The following is a 25,697-nucleotide window of genomic DNA, read 5'->3' on the forward strand; positions in this document are numbered from 1 at the left end:
TCGGCGAAATCAAAAATCAATCTGTGTAATCCAAATAAAAAAATCCGAAATCGAACATTCGAAATCCGAAATTATTCCCTTGGGGCAAACTCCCCCTCGCTCTTAGCAATCACAATAGTAGCCACGCCATTGCCTATCACATTGGTTATAGCCCGCGCTTCCGACATAAACCTATCCACACCTATTAATATTGCCAAACCTTCAACCGGGATAATTTTAATGGCTGTAAGCGTACTGGTGAGCACAATAAACCCACTGCCCGTAACACCTGCCGCTCCTTTGGAGGTGATCATCAGTATGCCGATGATCGTCAGCTCCTGCCCCAGCGAAAGCGGAATATTAAACACCTGTGCTAAAAATATCACGCACATGGACAGGTAAATGGTGGTGCCATCCAGGTTAAAAGAATACCCTGTGGGGATCACTAATCCTACTACCGATTTGGAACAGCCAAACTTTTCCATCTTCTCCATCATAGCCGGCAATGCCGACTCGGACGAGGACGTACCAAGCACAATTAGTATCTCCTGCCTGATATACTTCAGGTACTCCCAAAGGCTAAACTTGAACAGCCTGCAAATGATATTCAACACCACAAATATGAACAGGAACATGGTCAGATAAACCGAGCCCATGAGCAGGGCCAGCGGCTTCAATGTTTGGATACCGTATTTACTCACCGTAAAAGCCATCCCCGCAAAAGCCCCTATTGGCGCAACCTTCATCACTATCTTCATGATGTTAAAAAACACTTTCGATAGCTTATCAAACAGCTGGATAACTGATTGCCCGGTCTCGCCCATCTTGCTCAACCCAAAGCCGAATAATACGGCAAAAAACAGGATCTGTAAAATATCGCCTTCTGCAAAAGCTTTAAACATATTTGAGGGAACAATGTGGGCAATAAAATCACCCCAATGCATCTCGGCGGCGGCTTTTTCATAAACGGCCAGCTTGCTGGTATCCATTTTAGCAGCATGGTTTTCAAAGCCTGCACCGGGTTTTATGATATTGGCTACAGTAACACCAATAATCAGCGCGAAGGTTGTCACGATCTCAAAATAGAGCAACGCCTTGCCGCCTACCCTTCCTACCTTTTTCATATCGCTCATGCCTGCAATGCCCAGCACAATAGTTAAAAAGATGATAGGCGCAATCAGCATAGTGATAAGACTGATGAACGTTTTGCTGATCAGCTCGGCAGTGGGTGCAAATCCTTTGATATATAATCCGGCAACAACCCCAAGGGCTATGGCGATAAGTACCTGGAAAGTTAAGTTTGATAAGAGGCGTTTCATGATTCCCCCCAGCCCCCTAAAGGGGGAGCAACAGGTTGGGGCGGCAATATAATAAGTTATTGTGGACGCACAAAAAAGCCCCGTGCCGGAAAACCGGTACAGGGCATGATTTATTGATTGAAAGATTGTAATTAGGCCGGTGTTGCAGTGCCGGTTATCAGGTCAATTAAGAATATCTTATTAAGGAAAGTCAGCTTAGCTTTGTGGTTGCCCAGGAAAACAATGGTACCGCTGTAATCCCAGCCGCCGCCGTTTGTTTTTCCTTCCGAACGGAAAGTAGCTGTACCACTGGTGATATCAAAGTTATCATTGCCATGTACATACAGGTTAGTAAATACATAAGTATTATGTACCCTGCTAAAAGTTTTGTATTTAGTAAACTCGTTATCGATATAGGCTTTCATTGGGCCATCGAGCGAGAAGTTTGAGTTATTGGTGTTCAAGCCCCTAACCTTGTATTTCTGCACAATATTGTAAACAAAAGAATAACCCGGACCGCTGCCTGCGGTATTTAATGAATCAACCGAATCATAACCAACGGTTTTGTTTCCATCGCAAACGAAGTAGTATTTGGTGCCACCGGTCTTGGTTGATTTTAAGCTATCACCCTGGTTAAACACAAGGTTCAGGCTTGTATCAACATAAAAACCGCAGCTGTAAGTACTTTGTACTTTAAGTTTTGATGACGAATTGGTTGTCGGGGTAACGCCATCTTTGATGCTGGCACCGCCAAATGAACCTGCTAATGATTTTGCAAGGTTATCTGCAATTGCAGAGCTGGCCACATTATCACTTGCTTTTGTAGTAGTTGAATCGGATTTTGTATTGATCCCTGTTTTTGTACAGGCCGAATAAAGAACAGCTATACCTGCCAATAAGGGTAATACGCTGCGTAGATTTAGTTTCATAAACGTGATATCAGATTAAAGTTTAGATTCTCTTTGACCTCTTTTTTTGCAACAAGCATACCACAGGCGAAATAATTCGGCAAAAACAACCTGGTCAATGATTTTAACCTGTTTTTTATTTTAAAAAAGCACGTTTACAAATTTATATTCCTGATAAGAATGCAAAACAAAAAATACCAACCGGCTTCTTTCCCCGTTTCGGGGAAAGAAGCGTAGAAATTATTCCCCAAATCAATTTCAAAAACAGCACTTTAAAAACCATGCCGTACTGATCGGTTTGTCTTCTATAAATGATATTTTCAATCATTTAGTACCTATTGTTTAAAAGTCCATTACATAAAAAACCCTGCATCCGGTTTACAGTGCAGGGTTCTTATATCTTCAAAATTTGTGTTAGTTTACTTCCCCGGTCATCAGGTCGGCTGTGTAAACAGTGCCATCAATGGTAATTTTAGCTTTATGGCCGCCTAAAAACGTTATCGTTCCCTTATAGTTCCAGCTATTTTTCCCGATGTTTCCTTTGCTCGAAAAAGTAGCAGCTCCACTTAATATAAAATCGGGGTCTTTTGTAGGGTCAACCACAATCGACTTAAAATTGTAGTTAAACGTACCTTCAACATTTGGCTGATCGGTTGTTGGTTTAACATAAGTAACTTTTGCATAGTAATTTACAGGGCCATCAAATGAATACTGCGCATGTTCAACACCCGGATTAAGGCTTCTCAATGTCAGGTTTTCGCCCATTTTCAGAGCCATTGTAAACTCGCTGCTCACAACTGTCATATTTAAGCTATCATTAGCGGTAACACCCGATGGCACGCCGTTGGTGCAGGTAAGTTCATACTTAATCTTAGCCCAGATATCAAGCTTAGACGTATCACTTTGATCTAAGTTAAGGGATATGGTAGTATCTTTTTTAGCGCCGCACTGAGGCTTAGGATCAACAGACTGCACCTTGATTTTACCTTTTTTGTTCAGGGAAAGATCGGTTGGCATGCTTAAGCCATCCTTAAAGTCGAAGCCACCGTTTTCGGGGTTAAAAATACCAACAAGGCTTTGTGCTATCTGTACGCTCGCTTCTTTTTTGCTTACAGTACTTTGATTGGCAGGCCCCATATTAAGTTTATGACACGAGGTGTAGATGGCAGTGATGCCGGCAAGCAGCAATACTATAATTTTGTAATTGTGTTTCATGTTTAGGATTTTATTCGGGCGCAAATTTAACTTATTATCAATCAATTAAAGAATTTTCAAAAATATTTAAGGGTAGAAGGGTTATAATCTATGTTCTCTCCATTTGTACGGGCCAGCACTGCAAAAGGTTAGCCAGGGTTGAAAGCTCCTATTGACTCTGCTATAGTGACGGGTATTGACAAAACTTAGATTATGCGATTCTCCTTCTTGGGAGCAAAGCCGTCAATTTAAGGAACGAAAAGCGGGGATTTTTAAAATCTTTTGCCCTATTGCCTGCGGCTATGCTCTCAGGAAAGCAACTTAAACCTGGGCTATATTACACACTTTTCCGCCAACTAATCCATTAATAACTACTAAACTAATAGGGAAATGCTTAATTTCGCAACCTCATACGCGTAAAACATAAAATGGACTACCAATTTAAAGAGATAGAGCAAAAATGGCAGCAGTTTTGGGCACAAAACCAAACCTTCAAAGCCGAAGATAAAAGCAGCAAACCCAAGTATTATGTGCTGGATATGTTCCCTTACCCATCCGGAGCAGGTCTGCATGTTGGGCACCCGCTGGGCTATATCGCTTCAGATATTTTTGCACGCTACAAACGTTTAAAAGGCTTTAACGTGTTGCACCCTATGGGTTATGATAGCTTTGGCTTACCGGCCGAGCAATACGCCATTCAAACCGGTCAGCACCCTGCTATAACCACCGAAGATAATATCGCAACCTACCGTCGCCAGCTTGATCAGATAGGTTTTTCGTTCGATTGGAGCCGCGAGGTACGTACCAGCTCGCCTGATTATTATAAATGGACCCAGTGGATCTTCATGCAGCTGTTTAACAGCTGGTATAATAAAGATGCCGACAAAGCCCAGTCAATTGATAAACTGGTTGCACATTTTGAAACTAAAGGCTCTGCAGGCATCAATGCTGTTTGTGATGATGAAATTTTAAGTTTTACTGCCGATGAATGGAAAGCGTTAAGCAACCAGCAACAGCAGGACGAACTGTTAAAATACCGCCTTACCTACCTGCGCGAAAGCACCGTAAACTGGTGCGCGGCCCTTGGTACCGTATTGGCAAATGACGAGGTAAAAGACGGCTTCAGCGAGCGCGGCGGTTACCCTGTTGAACAAAAGAAAATGACCCAGTGGAGCATGCGCATCACTGCCTATGCCGAAAGGTTGTTGCAAGGCCTTGACACTATTGACTGGCCGGAACCTTTGAAAGAAATGCAAAGGAACTGGATTGGTAAAAGTACTGGTGCAAGCGTTAAATTCCCGATAGATAAATCAGGTCATAACGCCGCTCTGGATACCGATTTCATCGAAGTATTTACAACAAGGGTTGATACCATTTTCGGTGTTACTTTCCTGGTAATTGCCCCTGAGCATGAACTGGTAGCTTCATTAACCACAGCCGAGCAAAAGGCCGATATCGAGGCTTACATCGCTCAAACCAAAAAGAAATCGGAACTGGACAGGATGGCTGATGCCAAAACCGTATCTGGCGCATTTACAGGCAGCTACGTACTTAACCCGCTGAACGGCCAGCAGATACCAATCTGGATTGCTGATTATGTATTGGCGGGTTACGGAACCGGAGCGGTTATGGCCGTACCATCGGGCGATCAGCGCGATTTCCTGTTTGCAAAACATTTTAATTTGCCGATAGTGCAGATCCTCGATATTCAAAACATAGAAACCGAGGCCGATCCAACCAAAGAAGGCACCTACGTCAATTCTGACTTTATCAACGGCCTGCCGTATAAGGAAGCGACTGCTACTGTGGTTGCCAAACTGGAAGAGATTAATGCGGGCAAAGCAAAAGTTAACTTCAGGATGCGCGATGCCATTTTTGGCCGTCAGCGTTACTGGGGCGAGCCGGTGCCGGTTTACTTTAAAGATGGTTTGCCATATTTAATTGATGAAAGTCATCTGCCGTTACTATTGCCCGAGATTGATAAATACCTCCCAACCGAAACCGGCGAACCGCCATTAGGTCGTGCCGAGGATTGGAAATACGAGGGCGGTTTAGCTTATGAGCTAAGCACCATGCCGGGCTGGGCAGGTTCAAGCTGGTACTGGTACCGCTATATGGACGCCCAAAACGATAAAGAATTTGCATCGCGCGAGGCTATTGAATATTGGAAAGATGTTGACCTTTACATTGGCGGCAGCGAGCATGCTACCGGTCACCTGTTGTACAGCCGTTTCTGGAATAAGTTTTTGAAAGATCTTGATTTGGTTGTTGAAGAAGAGCCTTTCAAAAAGCTGATTAACCAGGGCATGATCCAGGGCCGGAGCAATTTTGTTTACAGGTTGATTGATGAGGAAGGCCGTGGTACGAACACGTTAGTGTCGCATGGTTTGATTAAGCAATACAAAACATCTCCAATACACGTAGATGTTAACATTGTGGAGAACGAAGTTTTGAACATCGAAAAATTCAAACAATGGCGACCAGAATTTGCCGAAGCCGAATTTATTCTTGAAGCCGGCAAATACATTTGTGGTGTTGAGGTCGAAAAAATGTCGAAATCTAAGTTCAACGTAGTGAACCCGGATGACATTATCAGCCGTTTTGGTGCCGATACCCTGCGCATGTACGAAATGTTCCTGGGGCCGCTGGAGCAGAGCAAGCCATGGAACACCAATGGGATCGAGGGTGTGTTTAAATTCCTACGTAAATTTTGGAGATTATTCCATAATGACGCCTGGGAGTTTGGTGTAAGTGATACTGCGCCGTCAAAAGCCGAGCTGAAATCACTGCATAAGATCATTAAAAAGGTTGAGGAAGATATCGAGCGTTTCTCGTTCAACACCTCGGTTTCAAGCTTCATGATTGCTGTGAATGAGTTAACAGATCTGAAATGCAATAACCGCGCTATATTACAGGACATGGTGATCATCCTGTCATCATACGCACCGCACATTTGCGAGGAGCTATGGTCGCTGTTAGGCAATGTTGATGGTACTTTATCATACGCGCCATTCCCTAAATTTAACGCAGAATACCTGGTTGAAGATGAGTTTGCTTACCCGATCTCTATCAACGGTAAAATGAAAATGAACCTGAGCATCTCGTTAAGCCTTGATGTTAAAGAAATAGAAGCAGCCGTTTTAGCTAACGCCGATGTGCAAAGATACCTGGATGGCAAAACCCCTAAAAAACTGATTGTGGTTAAAGGCCGCATTGTTAACATGGTGGTTTAGTCGCCTTCCACCCCCTTGAAGTGGGTACTTTTGAATAGCATTTAGCCCTGAGTTTTGCGACGCAAAACTCAGGGCTTTTTTTTACCTAAAATAAAAATGTCATTTCGAAACGAGGAACGAGTGAGAAATCTTATACATCAGGGTAAACCACCATGCTTACCGGATTTGCATGGCGTACAAGATTTCTCTTTCGCCCCGACGCACATGCCCATCCCTGCTCAATCGAAATGACAAAGAGTTTATTTGGTAATTACAAACCCAACTCCTTTTTAACCTTCCCCGGCAGTTTATCAGCAATAAGCCTGTACGATTGCCTAATATAATGCTCCCATTCCTTTTCACTTAAACTGCTGATATCACGCGCCAGCACCCATTTGTACCGGGCAATGTAAGGCTGTGGTTCCAGGCCTTCTTTGGAGATGATCTCCTCAAAATCCTCGGCAGGTACTTTGAACGAGGCCGAAGGCGGCACACCTTCCGGGTAGGTAAACAGGAATGATTTACCGCCAACATTAAAGCACAGGTGCTCTCCCAGTTTAATATCCTCGGTTACGCCGGGTAGCTTGTGGCAAATGGATTGAAGGGTTTCGATGGTCATGGTTATCTTCTATAAATACCGTAGAGACGCATAATTGCGTCTCCCGCATGCAAAGTAATGAACTGTTTACGGTCTTGCATAGTCGGAGACGCAATTATGCCTCTCTACATAGAAAAATTATCGCTTCTTTTTGGGCAACTTGATCAAACCAGATTTATATAGGTCAAGAGCCTGTTTTAGGATAAAACGGATGGTATCAACCGGCAGGTCCTCCATCGGGTTAAACACCATGATCTTGATGCGGGCGCGGTCTTCATAAGTGAGATCAGGGTGGTGCAGGTGTTTCCCTTCAACCATCCCTAAAAACGGCCATTGCTTTTTGGTGTGTACCCACAGATAGCAAAACATTTTGCCCTTATAGTAAAAGAAAGGCATGTTGTATTTCCACTCGGCGGTGATATCAGGGTCTTGTGCAAGGATGATATCTCGCAGAGCAAGGAAGCAGCTTTTATTGGGCTCCTCCCTGGTGAGGTAGAAGGTATCTATTGGGGTGAGTTGCATAACCTTATCATTCAGCCATATTGTTCAACACTTCCAAAAACTTTTCCGATGGATAGATCTCGATTTTATTGTTCTCTATTTTATACCGCAGTTCTTCAAAAACACCATCTTTATACCAGATCAGATTATTGCTGACCCCGCCAGGCCCCTGTTTACTCATATTATCAACTACGGGGATAATCGAAGTAACAGCATTGATAACCGCTAATGTTTCGAGCGGATATATAATTGCGGCATGCCTGTGAGGTACACCGATAATCGCTCCCCAACTACCAACAAGATGTTGTTCGTCAAGATCAAATACAATATTTGGTGCAAAAAAATGATCGCCCTGTGCAAGTAAGACATCCGTTTCGCCTATTTTTTCCTTCGATATACTGCATGGATATTTCTCCCTTACATTTTCAATTCCTTTTTCAAACAGTTCATCGTAGGTTTTATTCCATTTTCCCGCTTGCTCAGGTGTTATTGTTTGAATTGCATCCGGCAAATCAAATACTAATACCTTAGCTATTTCGCCTGCAATCATGCTATAAATCTTATTTTCTTCACCTCCATATTTCAGATAGTCTAAAGAATAAAGGCGGGTGGCAAGATATTTCTCTATTGCTTCGTAATCGTCAACGAACGCGTTAAAATCCTTATCGAACTGATAAGTCCTTATCAGTGCATCAAAATGGCCGGAAATTAATTCATAGTAGTTTTGCCTCTCGTCTTGCTTGCATGATTGTGCAACGTTTGTTAAACCTAATATATTTAATCCAAAATCATTAGGCCCTACTTTTACCGACGCATCGTCTTCTATTTTGTAACTGATGTTCTTCTTGTAAAAGAACTTATCAATCGCCTTAATAAAATCCCGGTATTCAGCATCATTAAAAAACGAAGCCCATTTGGGAATTACAATATTATCTTTTGGACGTTTAAAAAAGGAAAACATAGCGTTTAGGATTTTATGTTAAAGATGCCGAACTTTTTTTCATCCACAAATAAATTAACTACAACCACGGGTTTACCCCACCATTATTTTGACATTCCCCTACCCAACCTTCCCCCTCAAAATCCTTATCTTTGCGGCAACATAAATTACCCATCTATGCTTAAAGGATTTTTTAATGTTCCGGCACCGGTGAATGAGCCCGTTTTAAATTACGGTCCGCGGAGTTTGGAGCGTGTGGCGCTTAAGGCGGCTCTTGAAGCCGGTCGTGCCCAACAAATCGACATACCTATGTACATTGGCGGCAAAGAAGTACGTACCAACACCAAGTTGGAAATTCGTCCGCCGCATGATCATAAACATTTACTGGCTACCTTCAGCGAAGGTGATGCGAGCCATGTTACCGCCGCTATTAATGCTGCCCTTGCAGCCAAAGCCGACTGGGAAAACCTGGCCTGGGAACAACGTGCCGCCATATTCCTGAAAGCCGCCGAACTTGTTGCCGGCCCATACCGCGCCGAGATCAACGCAGCCACCATGCTTGGCCAGTCAAAAAATGCTTACCAGGCTGAGATCGATTCGGCTTGTGAGTTGGTCGATTTTCTGCGTTTCAACGTAGAGTACATGACCGAGATCTACAAACAACAGCCACCTGTATCAGGCAAAGGCGTTTGGAACCGTGTGGAGCAACGCCCGTTGGAGGGTTTTGTGTTTGCACTTACTCCGTTCAACTTTACTGCTATTGCCGGTAACCTGCCCGCATCAGCAGCCATGATGGGCAACGTTGTGGTTTGGAAACCTGCTTACCCGCAGATCTATGCCGCTAACGTGATCATGAAGATCTTCAAAGAAGCAGGTGTACCAGATGGTGTTATCAACCTGATTTATGTTGATGGCCCTGTTGCAGGCGAGGTGATCTTTAACCACCCTGATTTTGCAGGGATCCACTTCACAGGTTCAACCAAAGTATTCCAGAACATCTGGCAAACTATCGGCACCAATATCCACAAATACAAAACCTATCCGCGCATTGTAGGCGAAACCGGTGGTAAAGACTTTGTGCTTGCCCACCCAAGCGCCGATGCCGAAGTTGTAAGTACAGCACTTGTTCGCGGCGCATTTGAATACCAGGGACAAAAATGTTCGGCTGCTTCAAGAGCTTATATCCCGGCTTCATTATGGCCTGCGGTAAAAGCAAACATGCAGCGTGATATTACCTCGTTTAAAATCGGTCCGGTAGAAGATTTTGAGAATTTTGTGAACGCAGTGATCACCGAAGTATCGTTTGATAAACTGGCAAAATACATCGATGCTGCCAAAGCCGACGAAGGAGTTGAAATTGTTGCCGGTGGTGGTTATGATAAATCCCAGGGCTGGTTCATTGAGCCAACCGTACTGAAAGTTGAAGATCCATACTACGTAACCATGTGCGAGGAGCTTTTTGGCCCGGTACTTACGGTTTATGTTTACGAAGACGATAAATTTGATGAGATCCTTGATATTGTAGATAAAACTTCCATCTACGCGCTTACAGGCTCTATTATTTCTCAGGACAGGTATGCTATTGAAAAAGCTACTACCCGTTTACGCAACGCGGCAGGTAACTTCTATATCAATGATAAACCTACAGGCGCAGTAGTTGGTCAGCAGCCGTTTGGCGGCGCAAGAGGATCAGGCACTAACGATAAAGCCGGATCAATGATCAACCTGTTACGTTGGGTATCACCTCGTACCATCAAAGAAACCTTTGATCCACCTAAGGATTACAGGTATCCGTTTTTGGCTAAGGAAGTGTAGTTGAGATCATAGATAATGGTTTATGGTTCATAGCTTAAAAGCAATGTACCATGAACCATTTTTATTTAACGCGGTTGAGGCCATGATCTATGAACCATCAACCATTAACTCTTCTTTATTTAAACTTAAACACAGCATCCATATTCTCATTGCTGGATGTGCTTACCTTCATATCGTTGATAAGGCCGGTGCTCAGGCTGTAAACCCAGCCATGTACTGAAAGTTCCTGCCCATTCTTCCAGGCGTTTTGTACTATAGATGTTTTGCAAAGATTGTTTACGTTCTCTATCACGTTCAGTTCAACCAGACGATTGCTGCGTTCTGTTTCATCGGTAATGGCGTCAAGCTCATCAGCGTGTAAACGGTAAACGTCTTTGATGTGGCGCAACCAGTTATCGATCAGGCCGAACTGGTTGTTACCCATAGCGGCATTAACACCACCACAACCGTAGTGACCAGTAACAATTACGTGTTTTACCTTCAGCACGTTCACGGCGTAGTCAAGCACGCTCAGCATGTTCATATCCGAGTGGATAACCATGTTGGCAATGTTGCGGTGTACAAAGATCTCGCCCGGAGCGGTATTGGTGATCTGGTTGGCAGGCACGCGACTATCGGCGCAGCCAATCCATAATACCGGTGGCTTTTGACCGTTAGCCAGCTTATCAAAATACTCAGGGTCTTCGGCTAAAGCGCCTTCAATAAACTTTTTGTTTCCTTCCAGTAAGCCTTCGTAGGTGATGTGACTGGTGTCATGAATTTGAGAACTCATAATTTTTTAAGATTGATGTTTTAAGATGCGGTTTGGCGTTTGCCCGGTGCAAACATACGGCTTAGTTTATGCAAAGCAAGCGGCGAAACGTCATAATACATTATGGTGAGCAAAATGAGTGGAATGAAGTAAAAAATGGCAAACTCATACAAGTTAAAAAAATACCCGCCGGCCAGTCCGCCAAATAGATAAAAACCAAGTACAGTACACCTGATCAATATTTTATTGCCTGCTGCTTCTGTATTTTTAGTACGGGGATGGAACCATTCGGCTACTTCACTGCCCAGATCGGTAAATAAGCCTGTTAAGTGGCTTGATTTGATCAATCCGCCCGAGATATTGGATACCAGGCTGTTCTGCAAGCCCATCGAAAACAAAATAGCGCTGATCACAATTTCACGCTCCAGTTGAGTTTCCTGGTAAAAGTTGTGCCCATAAACAGCAACAGCCAACAAAATAATAGCTTCTATTATCATGGGGGTAGAGTTTGCCCGCCACCGGCTCTTTTCCTCAAATGAACGTACTATAAAACTGGATACAAAAGCTCCGGCAAAGAACATCATCAGCCAAACCAGGAAGATGATCATCTGGCGATAGTTCTGCTCCACAATATGCTTGGCCAAATTAGCCACATGCCCGGTAATGTTAGATGTGAAAGCCAGAAATGCCAGCATCCCGGCCACGTTAGTAACCCCAGCCACAAATGCAGTCGACGAGGCCAGCATCAGGTTTTCTTTAAGGGTACGTTGTTCTTTTACAGCTTTAAGCATAGATATTTCGCGGCACGTGGCGCTCGGTTAAATTTACAGAAAACTTAACCACTTGGATGCATACTTGTTTGATGCGGCAGATAATATCTTAAACAGATTGGGAATAAGCCCCCTCTAAATCTCCCCCGGAAAGGGAGACTTTTTTAAGCCCTCCCTTCCGGGGAGGGTTTGGGAGGGGCTGGCTGATACAAAAAATCCCGGTCATTTTCATGAACCGGGATCAACTTAACAATCAAACCTCCCTTCGCCCCTTACAGCGTCGGAAGCACTGATCAAATTATACTTTAGTGTGCAGCTACTTCTTCAGCGCCTGCAAACTCATATACATAACCTAAATTATGCGGACTGCTGCTGGTAACTTTCAAGTCTTTTACCAAACCGCTGCCTAAATCAATTACCCAACCATGCACTTCAAGGTCATGACGATCTTTCCACGCGTTTTGAATGATGGTGGTTTTGCACAGGTTATAAACCTGCTCAGTTACGTTCAATTCAACCAGGCGGTTAATTTTCGTAGTTTCATCGGTAATGCGGTCCAGTTCGTGGCTGTGCAAGCGGTACACATCTTTAATGTGGCGCAGCCAGTTATCAATTAAACCAAACTGTTTGTTGCTCATGGCAGCGGCAACACCGCCGCAACCATAGTGACCGGCAACAATAACGTGTTTTACTTTAAGTACGTTCACAGCATAGTCGAGCACGCTCAGCATGTTCATGTCTGAGTGAACGCATACGTTAGCTATGTTGCGGTGTACAAACACTTCACCGGGTTTGGTGCCGGTTACTTCGTTGGCAGGTACGCGGCTGTCAGAGCAGCCTATCCACAGCACTTCCGGGCTCTGGCCTTTGGCCAGGTTCTTGAAATAATCGCCATCCTCGGCCAGTTTACGCTCAACCCAGGCGGCGTTGTTTTTAATTAAAGTATTATAGCTGCTTGATTGTGCAAGTTTAAGGTTGTTGGTATCTATTACGGCTTTGCCGTTTGTTTTTTCTTGTGTTGACATTGTTTTTCGATTTTTTAGTTGGGGTTATAAACCATTTCTTTCAAAGGAGGTACATCATACTTCTCCTTCACATCTTCCAGTTGCACAATAATGCCCTTGGTATAGGCATTGTGCTTGTAATTATGGATGATCTCCAGTACATCCGGATCGATATATCTTGAGCCCGATCCATCGATCACTACTTCGGCCCCCTGCGGTAAGCTGGTAAGCGTTACTTGTATGGCAGCCTTGTTCAGGAAGGATACTTCCTCGGCAAGCTTGATCCTGATAACTTTTTTGCCGCCGTTTTTTTCCAGATGATAGAAATAAGGGTTACGCAGGTTAGTACGCAAAATATAAAAGATCCCTACCAGCATACCTATGCCTACACCGATAAGCAAATCGGTCATTACAACGGCTACAATGGTAACCACGAAAGGGATAAACTGGCTCAAGCCCTGGTGCCACATGTGCTTGAAAAGGCTTATACGAGCCAGTTTATACCCAGTCATCAGCAGGATCGCTGCCAAACACGACAGCGGGATATGGTTAATCAAGGACGGTATCGCCAATAATGCAACCAATAAGAATATACCATGTATGATAGCGCTCATTTTGGTACGTGCACCGGCATTTACGTTTGCCGATGAACGCACGATAACCGCAGTCATGGGTAAGCCGCCAAGCATACCGCTTACTATATTGCCCGCACCTTGAGCAAGTAGTTCGCGGTTAGTTGGCGATATGCGTTTGATAGGATCTATTTTATCTACAGCTTCAAGGCTCAGCAGGGTTTCCAGACTGGCCACAATGGCAATAGTGGCGGCAGTTATCCAAACCTGCTTGTTGCCTATCTGGCTAAAATCCGGCGATTTAAACAGCGCAAAAAATTCGGCGCTGCTGTTCACCAGTGGTATGCGTACAAACTGCTTATCAAGCAAGGCAAGCCCGGTACCTGAAAACGCGAGACTAAGCCCGATGCCGGCCAAAACTACCAGCAATGGTGCCGGTACAATGGCCAGCTTTTTAAACTTTGGCCAGTAGATCATAAAAGCCAGGGAGACTATACTTATGATCACTGCACCATAGTTTATGCGGGCAAAAGCCCGCGTTATGCCCGAAAAAGTATTGTGTTCGTCAATCTGCTTAAAACCTTCATCGCCTTCAAAATCGGCATCATAGCCAACCGCGTGCGGAAATTGCTTCATGATTAAAATGATGCCAATTGCCGCCAGCATCCCCTCAATAACCGATGAGGGGAAGTAGTTGGCTATAGTACCGGCTTTAATTACCCCCAGTATGATCTGGAAAACACCGGCTAATACGAGGGCCATTAAAAAGGTTTCGTAAGCGCCAAGTGATGTAATACCATTAAGTACAATAACTGTTAAACCGGCAGCAGGGCCGGCTACGCTTAATTGTGAGCCACTAAGTGTACCCACAACTATACCGCCGATAATGCCTGTTAATACGCCTGCAAAAAGCGGCGCGCCCGATGCCAGCGCTATACCTAAACACAGCGGCAAAGCCACCAGGAATACAACGATACTTGAAGGAATGTCCCTTTTTAAGTTTTTGGACAAAAAATATTTTTTCAGGTTGAGATTGCCCATAGCAGACTCACCTTGCTTGATTTGCATAAGAATGAAAATTGAGTAAGATTGTTAAAATGAATTAAAAAGCATTGCTATCCGGATAGGGAAGTATCCGGTTAAATTCATTTTAAACGTTGGGCGGCGGTGTGGGTACCACAGGATGGTATACCTGTTTGTATAAAGCATTTTCCTGGTTATGGAGAACCTTGCTTTCGGTAATGAAGGTAATGAAGCTGATGGTGTGCAGATCATACTCATCGAAGGTCTTTTTCTCCTTCATGAGGTCTTTTTCGGGGCTTTCCTTTTCAGTTTTGCTTTCCTGCTCCAGCTGAAGGATTACCGCACTTACCGTTTTATTATCAAGATATGAAAACAGGGGTGCAAGCGAAATGCCCATCTTTATTGCAAAGACGGTCATGAACAGCGCCACTACCCATATTTTATTATTCCTGATCTTCATCAACACAAATATATAAAAATCCGTTATCAAACTATCAGAATAAGTGACTAAAAGCTATTCTTACAATATAATTACTATTTTTAAGCAATTACTAACAACCTGAATTGTGGATAAAAAGCTTGATCTGTTAAGGCTAAAACGTCATGAAGCCATGCAGGGCGGAGGCCCGGTACGTATTGAAAGTCAGCATAAAAAAGGAAAATTAACGGCCCGTGAGCGTTTGCATTTTTTATTGGATGAAGGCTCGTTCCAGGAGATTGGGATGCTGGTTACCCACCGCTCCATTGACTTTGGCATGGAAAAAGAAAAATATCCCGGCGACGGTGTTGTTACAGGTTACGGTACCATAAACGGGCGGCTCACCTACGTATTTTCACAGGATTTTACGGTTTTCGGCGGCTCGCTATCCGAAACCCATGCCGAGAAGATCTGCAAGATCATGGACCTCGCCCTTAAAAACGGAGCTCCCCTTATCGGCCTTAATGATTCGGGCGGTGCACGGATTCAGGAAGGCGTAGTATCCCTTGGCGGCTATGCCGATATTTTTTATCGTAATACTATGGCCTCGGGCGTTATCCCCCAGATCTCGGCCATTATGGGCCCATGTGCAGGCGGCGCTGTTTATTCGCCGGCCATTACCGATTTTATTTTGATGGTTGAGCACACCTCGTACATGTTTGTTACCGGACCTAATGTTGTAAAAACGGTTACACATGAAGTAGTTACTTCCGAGGAGCTTGGGGGCGCCAACACTCACGCCAGTAAATCGGGCGTTACACATTTTGCCTGTGCCAATGAAATTGCGGCCATTCAGCATATCAAAAGCCTGTTAAGCTACATGCCTCAGAATTGTGAAGATAAGGCCCCTGCCGTTCCGTATGAAATTGGCGACGAGCTCAGGCCCGAATTAAACACCATCCTGCCCTCTATAGCGTCGCAACCTTATGATATCCGTGAGGTTATTGATCATATCATTGATAAAGCTTCATTTTTAGAGGTACATAAAGATTTTGCCGAAAATATTGTGGTTGGCTTTGCACGCCTGGCAGGCCGCAGCATTGGCATAGTAGCCAATCAGCCTGCCTTTTTAGCTGGCGTGCTTGATATCCATTCATCAACCAAGGCAGCACGCTTTGTCCGGTTTTGCGATTGTTTCAATATCCCGCTGCTGGTATTTGAGGATGTTCCCGGCTTTTTGCCCGGTACCGACCAGGAATGGAATGCCATTATTACCAACGGCGCCAAACTGCTGTATGCTTTTTGCGAGGCTACCGTTCCGCGGGTTACAGTAATTACCCGCAAGGCCTATGGCGGTGCTTATGATGTAATGAACTCTAAACACATCGGGGCCGACATGAACTTTGCCTGGCCATCGGCCGAAATTGCGGTGATGGGTGCCAAAGGTGCCGCCGAAATCATTTTTAAACGCGAGATCAGCAAGGCCGAAGATCATGAGGCCAAATGGCTGGAGATGGAACAGTTGTATTCAGATACCTTTGCCAACCCCTACCGCGCTGCCGAACGGGGTTTCATCGACGAAGTTATTGAACCTGCCGAAACCCGCATTAAGCTCATAGCAGCATTTAAAATGCTTGAGAATAAAGTAGTAAATAACCCCAGGAAAAAGCACGGGAATATTCCGTTGTGATTTGGGATTTCGGATGTTCGATTTCGGATTTATTTTCCTTTTCATTGTAGAGATTTATAATTGCCTTTTCCGGCGCAAGTATTGATCGGTCGCCGGTGTTGGGATTACTTGTGCCATCTACGATAGCGTTTTATAATTTTCTATTTTCCAAAATTCGAAATCGAAAATCTCAAATCCGAAATCAGATTGTTTACTTTTGAGCTTTCGATTTTCGAAAATCCGAAATCGAACATCCGAACTCCGAAATGACAAACATCTCTATCGAACAAATCCGTCCCGAACTTACCGGGCGTTTAAGGCAACGTATACTATATCCCGAAAGCAAGTTATATGAAATGGAGATGGAGGAGGATAACCACGGGTATCATTTTGCTGCATTTAATGATAACAATATCATAGCTGTAATATCCCTTTTTAACAAGGATAACGACTGGCAGTTTCGAAAATTTGCCGTTGATGAAACCATGCAAAACATGGGGATAGGTCGTACGGTACTGCAACATATTACCGATTTTGTTATTACCAATGGCGGTACACGCCTGTGGTGTAATGCCCGGCTATCAGCCATAAACTTTTACATTAAAGCAGGTTTTAACCATACCGGCAATTTCTTTTCAAAAAATGGGTTCGATTATGAGATCCTCGAGAAAGAACTTATTCCTTCTCCAACTCAGGAATAATAGCGTTTGCCCGAAAGTTTGGTTGCTTTTCGTTTGATAATTTCGCCGTTTTGAGAGCCTCTTCAATATCGCCCTGCGCTTCATATAATACAGCCAGGTTGTAGGCGGCATGGCTTGCCAGCTTCAGGTCGGGCCCGTCAATGAGCGGGTTCAGGATTTTAAAAGCCTCGTTATACCGCTTCGCAATCATGTGGTTTATGGCAGCCTTCATGCTATCATTATCAGCATATAATTGCCGCTGATTAGTTAAGGTTGAAGGCAGGTAATCCTTTATGGCATCAATAGCCGCATTTCCTGCCGATTGGCTGATGGCCGCACCATTGCCTTTTACAGTCGGATGCACAAGTAAGGCAGCTAATATGCCGTAATAACGGCTTTCCGAGTGGAAATCCTTCGCATTCCCTCTAAGGATCTTAAAATAGTTGCCGTTGCTTTCGTACAAGGTAAACTTTACATTAACTACTGTGGTGTATACCTCCATAGTATCAACAAGCTCCATAGGGATATCGGCCCCAAGCGAATCAAGCGTTAAAACGTAATTGGCGCCATACTTTTCGGCAAGCTTCTTTACCGGAGTAGTATCTGCAACCATATTAACGGAGTCGGTAAGCGTAGTGGCCTTAATGCGGGGCAGCATATTAAACTGCTTGGCAGCCATGGAAATAGCACTATAGGCACCACTTTTTAGTACGGCACGTTTACGCTTATTTTTATTCACTGCCGAATCAACAGTGAACCTGTTTACCACTACTACCTGGGTTGTATCGTGCCCTAATTCCACTTTAGGACCGTAATTAACGGGGACGGTAATGACATAATCGATACTGCAGGATGCCAAACCCAGGGCAGCAAGCACGCAAATAATAATTAAAGTTTTCAAGGTATTTGTAATAAGGTTGGTTTAGGTTTAGTGGCTTTTATTCTTTCATCAAATCAACAATAATGGCTTTGGCAAAATCATTAGGTTGTTTTTGGTTTGATATTTTAGCCACATCAAGTGCGGCGTCAATATCGCCCTGAGCTTCGTATACTACGGCCAGGTTGTAGGCTGCGCGACTGGCAAGCTTTAAATCAGGGCCGTCAATAAGTGGATTCAGCACCTTGAATGCCTGATCAAACTTTCCGGCTTTGATCAGTTCAACCGAGCTGCTTAGCTGATCGCCATTAGCATACAGGGGCCTGTCATGGTAATCGGTGTATGGCAGGTAATCCTTCAGGGCATCCAATGCCGAGTTGCGCATGGCATCAAACAGCGGCCCGCCATGGGCAAGCAGGCTCGATGCACTGGCATAGGGATTAGTATCGTAGACTTCGGCTTCGCCATTTAATTTTTTCGAATAAATACCATTTGCTTCGTAAAGGGTAAAACTGGTATTGATCACTGTTGCACGATAAACGGATGGCACACCATTATAGTTGTCCTGCTTCCACTTGGTTTCACCCTTAAAATCTTCGAAAGCAAGCACATATGCAGCTTTATATTTTTTAGCCAAAAACTTAACCGAATCGGTATTAGCCGTAAAATTTACCGAATCAACCAGTTGTACTACTTTTACTCCGGGTAGTGCATGCAATTGGATTGCGGCATTGTTGATGGCGGTATATGCGGCTGCTTTAAATGTGGCCAATACGCGTTTGCCCCGGTTACGGGTTGAATCGGGCATGTAGTGGTTAATCACCACTATAGTTGTTCTGGCCCGGCTAAAGTTCAGTTTTGGAGCATAATCAACCGGTACGTTTACATATTGAGGAACGCTGCATGCTGCTAAAAAACATGCGGCAAATAAGATACAAGTAAGCCTTAATAGTTTCACTTCAGTAAAAATTAAATATCGCGGAAAGGTATAACATAAGCATGAAAGCATTATGAAATAGCCGGTCATTTTTGTATCAAAACAAACAAAGGCCTTTATTGTGACTAAATATTTGCAACAACGTTTAACGGTACGGCAAATTTTGTTAACTCAATTAAGAATATAATATCAGATTGTTAAAATCTAATTTATTAACAGCCATTATCGAACATTTTAATAAAAAAACACTTTAATTAATATGAAATTGTTATTTTAGCTACCAATTAAGCTGTTGAAATTTGCAGCATTATTTAATTAGGTTTAATGTAAATATGGCTAAAAAGAAATCTGACGCCCCACAGCATACATCCGTTGTAAACGAAACTTCACTCGCGTTTTTTGAAAAATACATCAATAACCCCTCACCTACCGGTTTTGAATGGAAAGGCCAGGAGCTTTGGCTGGAATATCTGAAGCCTTATATTGACACCCATTACGTTGATAACTATGGCACCGCAGTTGGCATCATCAATCCAAAGGCTGATTACAAAGTAGTTATCGAAGCCCATGCCGATGAAATTTCATGGTTTGTGAATTATATCACCAACGATGGTTTAATATATGTTATCCGCAACGGCGGTTCAGATCATCAAATAGCGCCTTCAAAACGTGTTGATATCCACACAGATAATGGCGTTGTTAAGGCTGTTTTCGGATGGCCGGCCATCCACACGCGTTTGGGCGGCGATAAGGAAGAAGCCCCAACCCTTAAAAATATCTTTTTAGATTGCGGCTGCACCTCAAAAGAAGAAGTTGAAAAGCTGGGCATCCACGTAGGTTGTGTGATTACTTATGAGGATGAATTTATGGTGCTTAACGACCGTTATTATGTTGGCCGCGCACTTGATAACCGTGCCGGCGGCTTCATGATTGCCGAGGTAGCCCGTTTACTTAAAGAAAACAATGTAAAGTTACCTTTCGGTTTGTATATAGTAAATGCAGTGCAGGAAGAGATAGGTTTACGCGGTGCCGAAATGATAGCCCATAAAATAAAACCCAACGTGGCTATTGTTACCGACGTAACACATGATACGCAAACGCCAATGATCAACAAAATTACCCAGGGCGATCTGGCTTGCGGTAAAGGTCCGGTTGTATCGTACGCTCCTGCAGTTCAAAATAACCTGAATAAGCTGCTTATTGAAAGTGCTCAAAAGGCAGGGATCCCGTTCCAGCGCCAGGCATCATCACGTTCAACCGGTACCGATACAGATGCTTTTGCTTATTCAAATGATGGCGTACCATCGGCATTAATTTCATTGCCGTTGCGTTATATGCACACCACTGTTGAGATGATCCACAAAGAGGATGTTGACAACGTGATCCGTTTGATATACGAGTCACTTTTAAACATACAAGCTGGTCAGGATTTCCGATACATTAAATAATTAAATTTGCGCCCTATAAAAACAATTAAGGCAAAAATTCATTTCCTCATAAAATTAAACGCAATCCCAATATTAAAATCCCCAAATTCTATCTATGAAACCAACCTTACTGATACTGGCCGCAGGAATGGCCAGCCGCTATGGTAGCATGAAACAAGTTGACGGCTTTGGTCCCAACGGTGAAACAATTATTGATTATTCGATCTACGACGCTATAAAAGCCGGCTTTGGTAAAGTTACATTTATCATCCGCGAAGAATTTGTTGACAGCTTTAAGTCTATTTTTGAGCCTAAACTGGCTGGTCGTGTTGAAACAGATTATGTTTTCCAGAGCTATGACCTTAAGCAATTTGGTATCGACAAAGAAATTGAACGCGCTAAACCATGGGGAACAGCCCATGCCGTACTTGCCGCACGCAACCAGGTAAAGGAGCCTTTCTGCGTAATCAATGCAGATGATTATTATGGTTATGACGCATTTGAAAAAATGGCTAAATTTTTAACTACCGAAGTTAAAGATGATCTGTATTCATTAATCGGTTACCAGATTGACCGCACCTTATCTGATTACGGTTCGGTATCACGCGGTGTATGTAAAGTTGATGACAATGGCAACATGGTTGAAATTAACGAACGTACTGAAGTTTATTTTAAAGAAGATGGCAGCGTAGCATACAAAGATGCAACCGGCGAATATGCACTTCCTAACGATACCCGTGTATCAATGAACTTCTGGGGCTTTACACCAGCCATCTTTAAACAAAGCGAGCAAATGTTTGTTGACTTTGTTGCTGCCAACGAAAATAACCCTAAAGCCGAATTCTTTATTCCGCTTGCTGCCGATAAATTGATAAAAGACGGTACTGCTGCATTTAAAGTGATCCCAACCGGCTCAAAATGGTTTGGTGTTACTTATAAAGAAGATAAGCCTATCGTTCAAAAAAGTATATCAGAACTTGTGGCTAACGGTGTATATCCTGAAAAACTTTGGGACTAAATAGCTAACGAGTTTAAAAAGCAAAGCTCCCGCCGGTATAACCGAACGGGAGCTTTTTTATATATGCTTAATTAAAAATTAGTCCTGGTAAATAAAGAATGTTTTTTGGTCGCCGTCTTCATAAACGTGCAGGGTTTTCTTAACCACCTGGTTGTTAGTTTTAACTTCCATGATGTAGTCGCCATCTTCAAGATTAGTTAAAACATAACCTCTTTCAACATCTGTTTTAGTTGAGATAACATCTTTCAACAAAAGTTCATTTTGTTTACTGTAAACGCGTACAAACGCGCGGCCTTTATCTGATTTTGCGATAGTTAATTTAACACCGCGGTCGTGATCAAGTGCGCGGAAGTATACTACTTCTTTTGCTTTAGGGGTTACATCGGCTGCTTTAGCGGCTGTAGTTGCAAAAACGCCTGCGCTTAATAAGAAGAATAATGCTGATAATTTTATTGAAGTTTTCATGATTTTGAGCTTTTAAGTATTGTTAAATATTTTGTGTTTGTTATTTTCAATGATCAAATGAACAACATTAATTTTAACTGCTAAAAAGTGTTATACCAGCGCTTTATAAATATAGACCAATGCCAAAAAGCACTCTGCAAACGCTTAAAACATACTAATTATCAATATTTTACAAGTTGGTCGAAAATTACAGGGCGTTGATCGGGCGGGAAAGCGGGTTTGTCGTTTTTGAGGGTGGAATAGAAAATTTCGTGCAACGTTTTGAAAGTTATGTTTAAAGAATCAACAGCCTTTTAATACCGCCCCTTTAATCTTGCGCTCGTTTGTAACGAGCGCTTAATATCGTGTAGCGATTGCATCGCCTTTGCGTTATAAACGCAAACCCAGGTTACGCACTCGTTACAAACGAGCGCGAGTCGAGGGGGTGCGGCAGGGCTGTGTAGTTGCAGGGAGGGGTTTATGCATCATTAAAGTAGATAAGCCTGCCGTCGAAACCCCTCCCTACACCCTCCCAGGGGAATCGCACAATCCCGAACTTTTTGTTCTTCCCAACACCTGTGGTTTGTAACGAGCGCGAGTCGATAAAAAATCCGTGCAACGTTTTCAAAATCCACATTTAACAAAACCAACCAAACCAAACAACGTTGCCTTTAAGTACTCTCTTTATCCGGATACACCACAGGCATGAATTTAGAAATAACAGGCAACGTGCAAGGCTTTAAACAGCAGGATGGTATTTTAATAATCAAAGCCGCCGGGGCAGAAGCAAGAGTTTATATCTACAGCCCAACAATTATCAGGATAAACATCAGTAAAAACTTTAACCCGGATGATCCCTCCTTCGCGGTGATCAGGCAGCCGCTGGCCGATTTTGATTTTGATGAATCATCGGCCAATATTGATATTACTACATCCGCCTTAAGCCTCAGTATTCAGAAATCGCCACTACGGTTCAACTTTTTTACTGCAGATGGTATCTCACTAAGCGAAGATGACGCCCGCTTCGGCACCAACTGGCAGGGTGAAAGGGTGACATGTTATCGCCGATTGTTTGAGGGAGAGAGATTTATTGGTCTCGGAGAAAAAACCGGTAACCTTGACAGGCGCGGTGCAGCCTATGTAAACTGGAATACCGATGCGACTAACCATACACCCGAATCTGATCCGCTATATAAAACCTTTCCATTTTTTATAGGCCTGCACAGCGGGTTAACCTACGGCTTGTTTCTCGACAATACCCATAAAAGCTATTTCGACTTCGGCGCATCTACAGACGAAGAAACAAGCTGGTTCGGTGCCGATGGCGGCGATCTGAATTACTATTTCTTCGGAGCGCAGGGCGTTGCCAAAATTATTGAAGATTATACATGGCTTACCGGCAGGATGGAAATGCCGCCGCTTTGGAGCCTTGGTTACCAGCAATGCCGCTGGAGCTATATGAGTGCCGATGAAATACTAAACATCGCCCAAACCTTTCGCAAAAAACAAATCCCTGCCGATGTGATATATTGCGATATCGACTACATGGACGATTTCAAAATCTTCACCTGGAATAAAAAAGCTTTCCCTAACCCCAAGCAAATGCTGAATAAGCTGAAAGCTATGGACTTCAGACTGGTCACCATTGTTGATCCGGGAATTAAAGTGGAAGAAGGTTACAAAGAATATGATGAAGGTATTGAAGGGGATTATTTTGCCAAATATCCCGATGGAGAACATTACACAGGCTATGTATGGCCCGGGCGTTGCCACTTTCCCGATTTTTTCAGGGAAGATGTTCGAGAGTGGTGGGGCGCAGCCTTTACTGCCCTTACCGAACCCGGCGTCGAAGGCTTTTGGAACGATATGAATGAACCTGCCGCCTGGGGTCAAAATATCCCCTGGATAGTAAAATTTGGCGATAAGTTTATGCCCGAGGTTCGTAATGCTTACGGGATGCAAATGACCCGTGCCACTTATGATGGTACAAGAAAGATCCTGGGCAATAAACGACCTTTTGTACTTACCCGTGCCGCATATTCGGGCACACAACGCTATTCGGCTGTGTGGACAGGGGATAATACCGGTACCGATGCCCATATGCTATTAGGCCAGCGGTTAGTAAACAGCCTGGGCATTACAGGCATGAGTTTCGTTGGCGTTGATATCGGCGGCTTCAGCGGCAATCCTACGCCCGAGCTGATGGTGCGCTGGAATTCATTGGGTACCTATACCCCAATGTTCCGTAATCATGCCATACAGGGCAGCAAAATGCGTGAGCCCTGGGAATGGGGCAAAGATAATGAGCAAATCATCAAAAAAGATATCGAGCAGCGGTATAAACTCCTGCCCTACCTGTACAGCAGCTTTTATCAATCAACCCAAACCGGTTTACCCGTAAGTCGCACACTGGCCATTGAGCACAGCTTTGACGAGAATGCTTTTGATGAACGTTTTCAGAATGAATTTATGTTTGGCGATGCCATGCTGGTTATCCCGGTAGAGAGCACAAAACTTATGGAAAATGTTTACCTACCCAAAGGTTCTTGGTACCGGTTAAGCAGCGATGAGCTTTATGAGGGTGAACAGATTGTCAACGTGCCGGCGCCATTAACAGATCTGCCGGTGTTTGTAAAAGCCGGCAGTATTATCCCCATGCAAAGTATTGTGCAAAGCACCAATGAAGAAGGCGATGGGACATTACAGATCCATATTTGGAACGGTAGCGAGGCTAATAGTTTTGTTTATTATGAAGATGATGGCATATCGTACGATTATGAGCAGGGTGTTTATTATAAACGTGTTATCCGTTTTGATCCGGTAAATAAAAGCATCAGCTTATCAGCGGTAGAGGGCTCTTTTAAATCGAGGTTTGCGCAGTTAAAATTTGTTTTGCATGGGTTTGGGGACCTTGGGCTAAAGGAGGAGGCTATTGAGAATAAGAGTGGTGAGATTGGAGTGAACTATTAATTTCAATTGGTCATTTTGAAATTTTTATGATACTAATTACATTCGATTAAGTATCTCAATAATGGCCAATACCTTTTCACAGATCTATCTTCAATTTGTTTTCGCGGTTAAAGACAGGTATAGTCTCATATCAAAAAACAATAAAGAAGAATTGCATAAATACATTACGGCTCTAATTCAAAATCGGGGAATAAAATTACTGGCTGTTAATTGCATGCCTGATCATATCCACATTTTTGTTGGTTTTAAGCCAAATCTTTTAATTTCGGATTTTGCAAAAGAAATTAAAGTAGAGAGTAATGAATTTATCAACAGCAAAGGCTGGGTAAAAGGAAAATTTAAATGGCAGGAAGGGTATGGCGTTTTTTCGTATTCACAATCACATATCGACTCTGTGATAAAATATATTCAAAATCAAGAAATCCATCATCAGAAACGCACATTCAAACAAGAATATTTAGAGCTATTAGAAAAGTTTGAAATTCCGTTTGAAGAAAAGTATTTGTTCGATTTTATTGAGTAATGATTGCCCCGATCGCATGATTTGTATGGCGTAGCAGGAGGCACCTATGGAGCCAAAAGCAACCTATCATTTTGGCTATAAACATGGTACTCCTACGGAGTTCTATTTCAATAGTTTGTCCCGCCCTAAAAAAGTTTACAGTTTCTGAGATAATCCTCTTATGTATTTA

Annotated in this window: 22 protein-coding genes; 8 read left to right on the top strand and 14 right to left on the bottom strand. The window is 43.3% G+C overall.

The features are described from left to right. Positions 1 to 71 precede the first annotated feature (71 nt). The 3 genes from dctA to ACEN9X_RS06955 all read right to left on the bottom strand — a co-directional run bounded on the left by dctA (position 72) and on the right by ACEN9X_RS06955 (position 3,400). Positions 72 to 1,298, bottom strand: coding sequence for a C4-dicarboxylate transporter DctA (gene dctA / locus ACEN9X_RS06945; protein ID WP_413669698.1), 1,227 nt, complete (start codon positions 1,296 to 1,298; stop codon positions 72 to 74). 131 nt (positions 1,299 to 1,429) lie between these two features. After that, positions 1,430 to 2,206, bottom strand: a complete 777-nt coding sequence (locus ACEN9X_RS06950; protein ID WP_413669699.1) for a hypothetical protein — start codon at positions 2,204 to 2,206, stop codon at positions 1,430 to 1,432. Between the two features lie 393 nt (positions 2,207 to 2,599). After that, a complete protein-coding gene (locus tag ACEN9X_RS06955; RefSeq protein ID WP_413669700.1) occupies positions 2,600 to 3,400 on the bottom strand; it encodes a hypothetical protein in 801 nt (266 codons plus the stop codon). A gap of 407 nt (positions 3,401 to 3,807) precedes the next feature. On the opposite strand from ACEN9X_RS06955, the gene leuS reads away from it, so the two are divergent. Next, entirely contained in the window at positions 3,808 to 6,612 is a 2,805-nt protein-coding gene (gene leuS, locus ACEN9X_RS06960; protein ID WP_413669701.1) for a leucine--tRNA ligase, read from the top strand. 250 nt (positions 6,613 to 6,862) lie between these two features. On the opposite strand, the gene ACEN9X_RS06965 is transcribed toward leuS, so the two are convergent. From ACEN9X_RS06965 to ACEN9X_RS06975, 3 genes are all read right to left on the bottom strand, one after another. Continuing rightward, positions 6,863 to 7,210 carry an MmcQ/YjbR family DNA-binding protein gene (locus ACEN9X_RS06965; protein WP_413669702.1) on the bottom strand — a complete coding sequence of 116 codons (348 nt, stop codon included), beginning with the start codon at positions 7,208 to 7,210 and terminating at the stop codon, positions 6,863 to 6,865. A gap of 117 nt (positions 7,211 to 7,327) precedes the next feature. Next, positions 7,328 to 7,711 carry a DUF1801 domain-containing protein gene (locus ACEN9X_RS06970; protein ID WP_413669703.1) on the bottom strand — a complete coding sequence of 128 codons (384 nt, stop codon included), beginning with the start codon at positions 7,709 to 7,711 and terminating at the stop codon, positions 7,328 to 7,330. A gap of 7 nt (positions 7,712 to 7,718) precedes the next feature. Continuing rightward, positions 7,719 to 8,651, bottom strand: coding sequence for a hypothetical protein (locus tag ACEN9X_RS06975; RefSeq protein ID WP_413669704.1), 933 nt, complete (start codon positions 8,649 to 8,651; stop codon positions 7,719 to 7,721). 156 nt (positions 8,652 to 8,807) lie between these two features. Between ACEN9X_RS06975 and pruA the strand changes: the two genes are divergently transcribed. Beyond that, positions 8,808 to 10,445, top strand: coding sequence for an L-glutamate gamma-semialdehyde dehydrogenase (pruA, locus tag ACEN9X_RS06980; protein ID WP_413669705.1), 1,638 nt, complete (start codon positions 8,808 to 8,810; stop codon positions 10,443 to 10,445). A 115-nt stretch (positions 10,446 to 10,560) separates the two neighbouring features. Here the strand turns inward: pruA and can (ACEN9X_RS06985) are convergent, their stop codons facing one another. The 5 genes from can (ACEN9X_RS06985) to ACEN9X_RS07005 form a co-directional block, all read right to left on the bottom strand. After that, positions 10,561 to 11,217, bottom strand: a complete 657-nt coding sequence (can, locus tag ACEN9X_RS06985) for a carbonate dehydratase (protein WP_413669706.1) — start codon at positions 11,215 to 11,217, stop codon at positions 10,561 to 10,563. 20 nt (positions 11,218 to 11,237) lie between these two features. Then, positions 11,238 to 11,987: a YoaK family protein gene (locus ACEN9X_RS06990; protein WP_413669707.1), complete on the bottom strand. Its 750-nt coding sequence runs from the start codon at positions 11,985 to 11,987 to the stop codon at positions 11,238 to 11,240. A gap of 284 nt (positions 11,988 to 12,271) precedes the next feature. Continuing rightward, positions 12,272 to 12,991 (bottom strand): carbonate dehydratase, encoded by a 720-nt coding sequence (can, locus tag ACEN9X_RS06995; RefSeq protein WP_413669708.1) that lies wholly within the window; start codon positions 12,989 to 12,991, stop codon positions 12,272 to 12,274. Positions 12,992 to 13,005: 14 nt separating this feature from the next. Beyond that, the gene (locus tag ACEN9X_RS07000) at positions 13,006 to 14,610 is read right to left on the bottom strand and encodes a SulP family inorganic anion transporter (protein WP_413669709.1); all 1,605 of its coding nucleotides are present in this window, start codon (positions 14,608 to 14,610) and stop codon (positions 13,006 to 13,008) included. A gap of 82 nt (positions 14,611 to 14,692) precedes the next feature. Beyond that, the gene (locus tag ACEN9X_RS07005) at positions 14,693 to 15,025 is read right to left on the bottom strand and encodes a hypothetical protein (RefSeq protein WP_091216044.1); all 333 of its coding nucleotides are present in this window, start codon (positions 15,023 to 15,025) and stop codon (positions 14,693 to 14,695) included. 151 nt (positions 15,026 to 15,176) lie between these two features. Between ACEN9X_RS07005 and ACEN9X_RS07010 the strand changes: the two genes are divergently transcribed. After that, positions 15,177 to 16,673: an acyl-CoA carboxylase subunit beta gene (locus ACEN9X_RS07010; RefSeq protein WP_413671120.1), complete on the top strand. Its 1,497-nt coding sequence runs from the start codon at positions 15,177 to 15,179 to the stop codon at positions 16,671 to 16,673. A 245-nt stretch (positions 16,674 to 16,918) separates the two neighbouring features. Beyond that, positions 16,919 to 17,353: a GNAT family N-acetyltransferase gene (locus ACEN9X_RS07015; protein ID WP_413669710.1), complete on the top strand. Its 435-nt coding sequence runs from the start codon at positions 16,919 to 16,921 to the stop codon at positions 17,351 to 17,353. Here ACEN9X_RS07015 and ACEN9X_RS07020 read toward each other — a convergent pair. Together ACEN9X_RS07020 and ACEN9X_RS07025 are read right to left on the bottom strand one after the other, a co-directional pair. Then, positions 17,328 to 18,233: a DUF6340 family protein gene (locus tag ACEN9X_RS07020; RefSeq protein ID WP_413669711.1), complete on the bottom strand. Its 906-nt coding sequence runs from the start codon at positions 18,231 to 18,233 to the stop codon at positions 17,328 to 17,330. The two genes, ACEN9X_RS07015 and ACEN9X_RS07020, sit on opposite strands and share 26 nt — an antisense overlap. A 37-nt stretch (positions 18,234 to 18,270) precedes the next feature. Beyond that, complete coding sequence (locus ACEN9X_RS07025; protein WP_413669712.1) at positions 18,271 to 19,167, bottom strand: DUF6340 family protein; 897 nt, start codon at positions 19,165 to 19,167, stop codon at positions 18,271 to 18,273. Positions 19,168 to 19,478: 311 nt separating this feature from the next. On the opposite strand from ACEN9X_RS07025, the gene ACEN9X_RS07030 reads away from it, so the two are divergent. Together ACEN9X_RS07030 and ACEN9X_RS07035 are read left to right on the top strand one after the other, a co-directional pair. Beyond that, on the top strand, positions 19,479 to 20,594 hold the full coding sequence (locus tag ACEN9X_RS07030; RefSeq protein ID WP_413669713.1) for a M42 family metallopeptidase: 1,116 nt from the start codon (positions 19,479 to 19,481) through the stop codon (positions 20,592 to 20,594). A gap of 94 nt (positions 20,595 to 20,688) precedes the next feature. Continuing rightward, on the top strand, positions 20,689 to 21,591 hold the full coding sequence (locus tag ACEN9X_RS07035) for a nucleotidyltransferase family protein (RefSeq protein ID WP_413669714.1): 903 nt from the start codon (positions 20,689 to 20,691) through the stop codon (positions 21,589 to 21,591). Between the two features lie 78 nt (positions 21,592 to 21,669). Here ACEN9X_RS07035 and ACEN9X_RS07040 read toward each other — a convergent pair whose 3' ends face one another. After that, positions 21,670 to 22,056 (bottom strand): hypothetical protein, encoded by a 387-nt coding sequence (locus ACEN9X_RS07040; protein WP_413669715.1) that lies wholly within the window; start codon positions 22,054 to 22,056, stop codon positions 21,670 to 21,672. A gap of 684 nt (positions 22,057 to 22,740) precedes the next feature. Between ACEN9X_RS07040 and ACEN9X_RS07045 the strand changes: the two genes are divergently transcribed. Continuing rightward, positions 22,741 to 25,005 carry a glycoside hydrolase family 31 protein gene (locus tag ACEN9X_RS07045; RefSeq protein WP_413669716.1) on the top strand — a complete coding sequence of 755 codons (2,265 nt, stop codon included), beginning with the start codon at positions 22,741 to 22,743 and terminating at the stop codon, positions 25,003 to 25,005. A 61-nt stretch (positions 25,006 to 25,066) separates the two neighbouring features. Continuing rightward, positions 25,067 to 25,528: an IS200/IS605 family transposase gene (gene tnpA, locus ACEN9X_RS07050; RefSeq protein ID WP_413669717.1), complete on the top strand. Its 462-nt coding sequence runs from the start codon at positions 25,067 to 25,069 to the stop codon at positions 25,526 to 25,528. The last annotated feature ends 169 nt before the right edge of the window (positions 25,529 to 25,697 follow it).

Origin of the sequence: Mucilaginibacter sp. Mucisp86 (assembly GCF_047324315.1) — a bacterium.
Lineage (GTDB): Bacteria > Bacteroidota > Bacteroidia > Sphingobacteriales > Sphingobacteriaceae > Mucilaginibacter.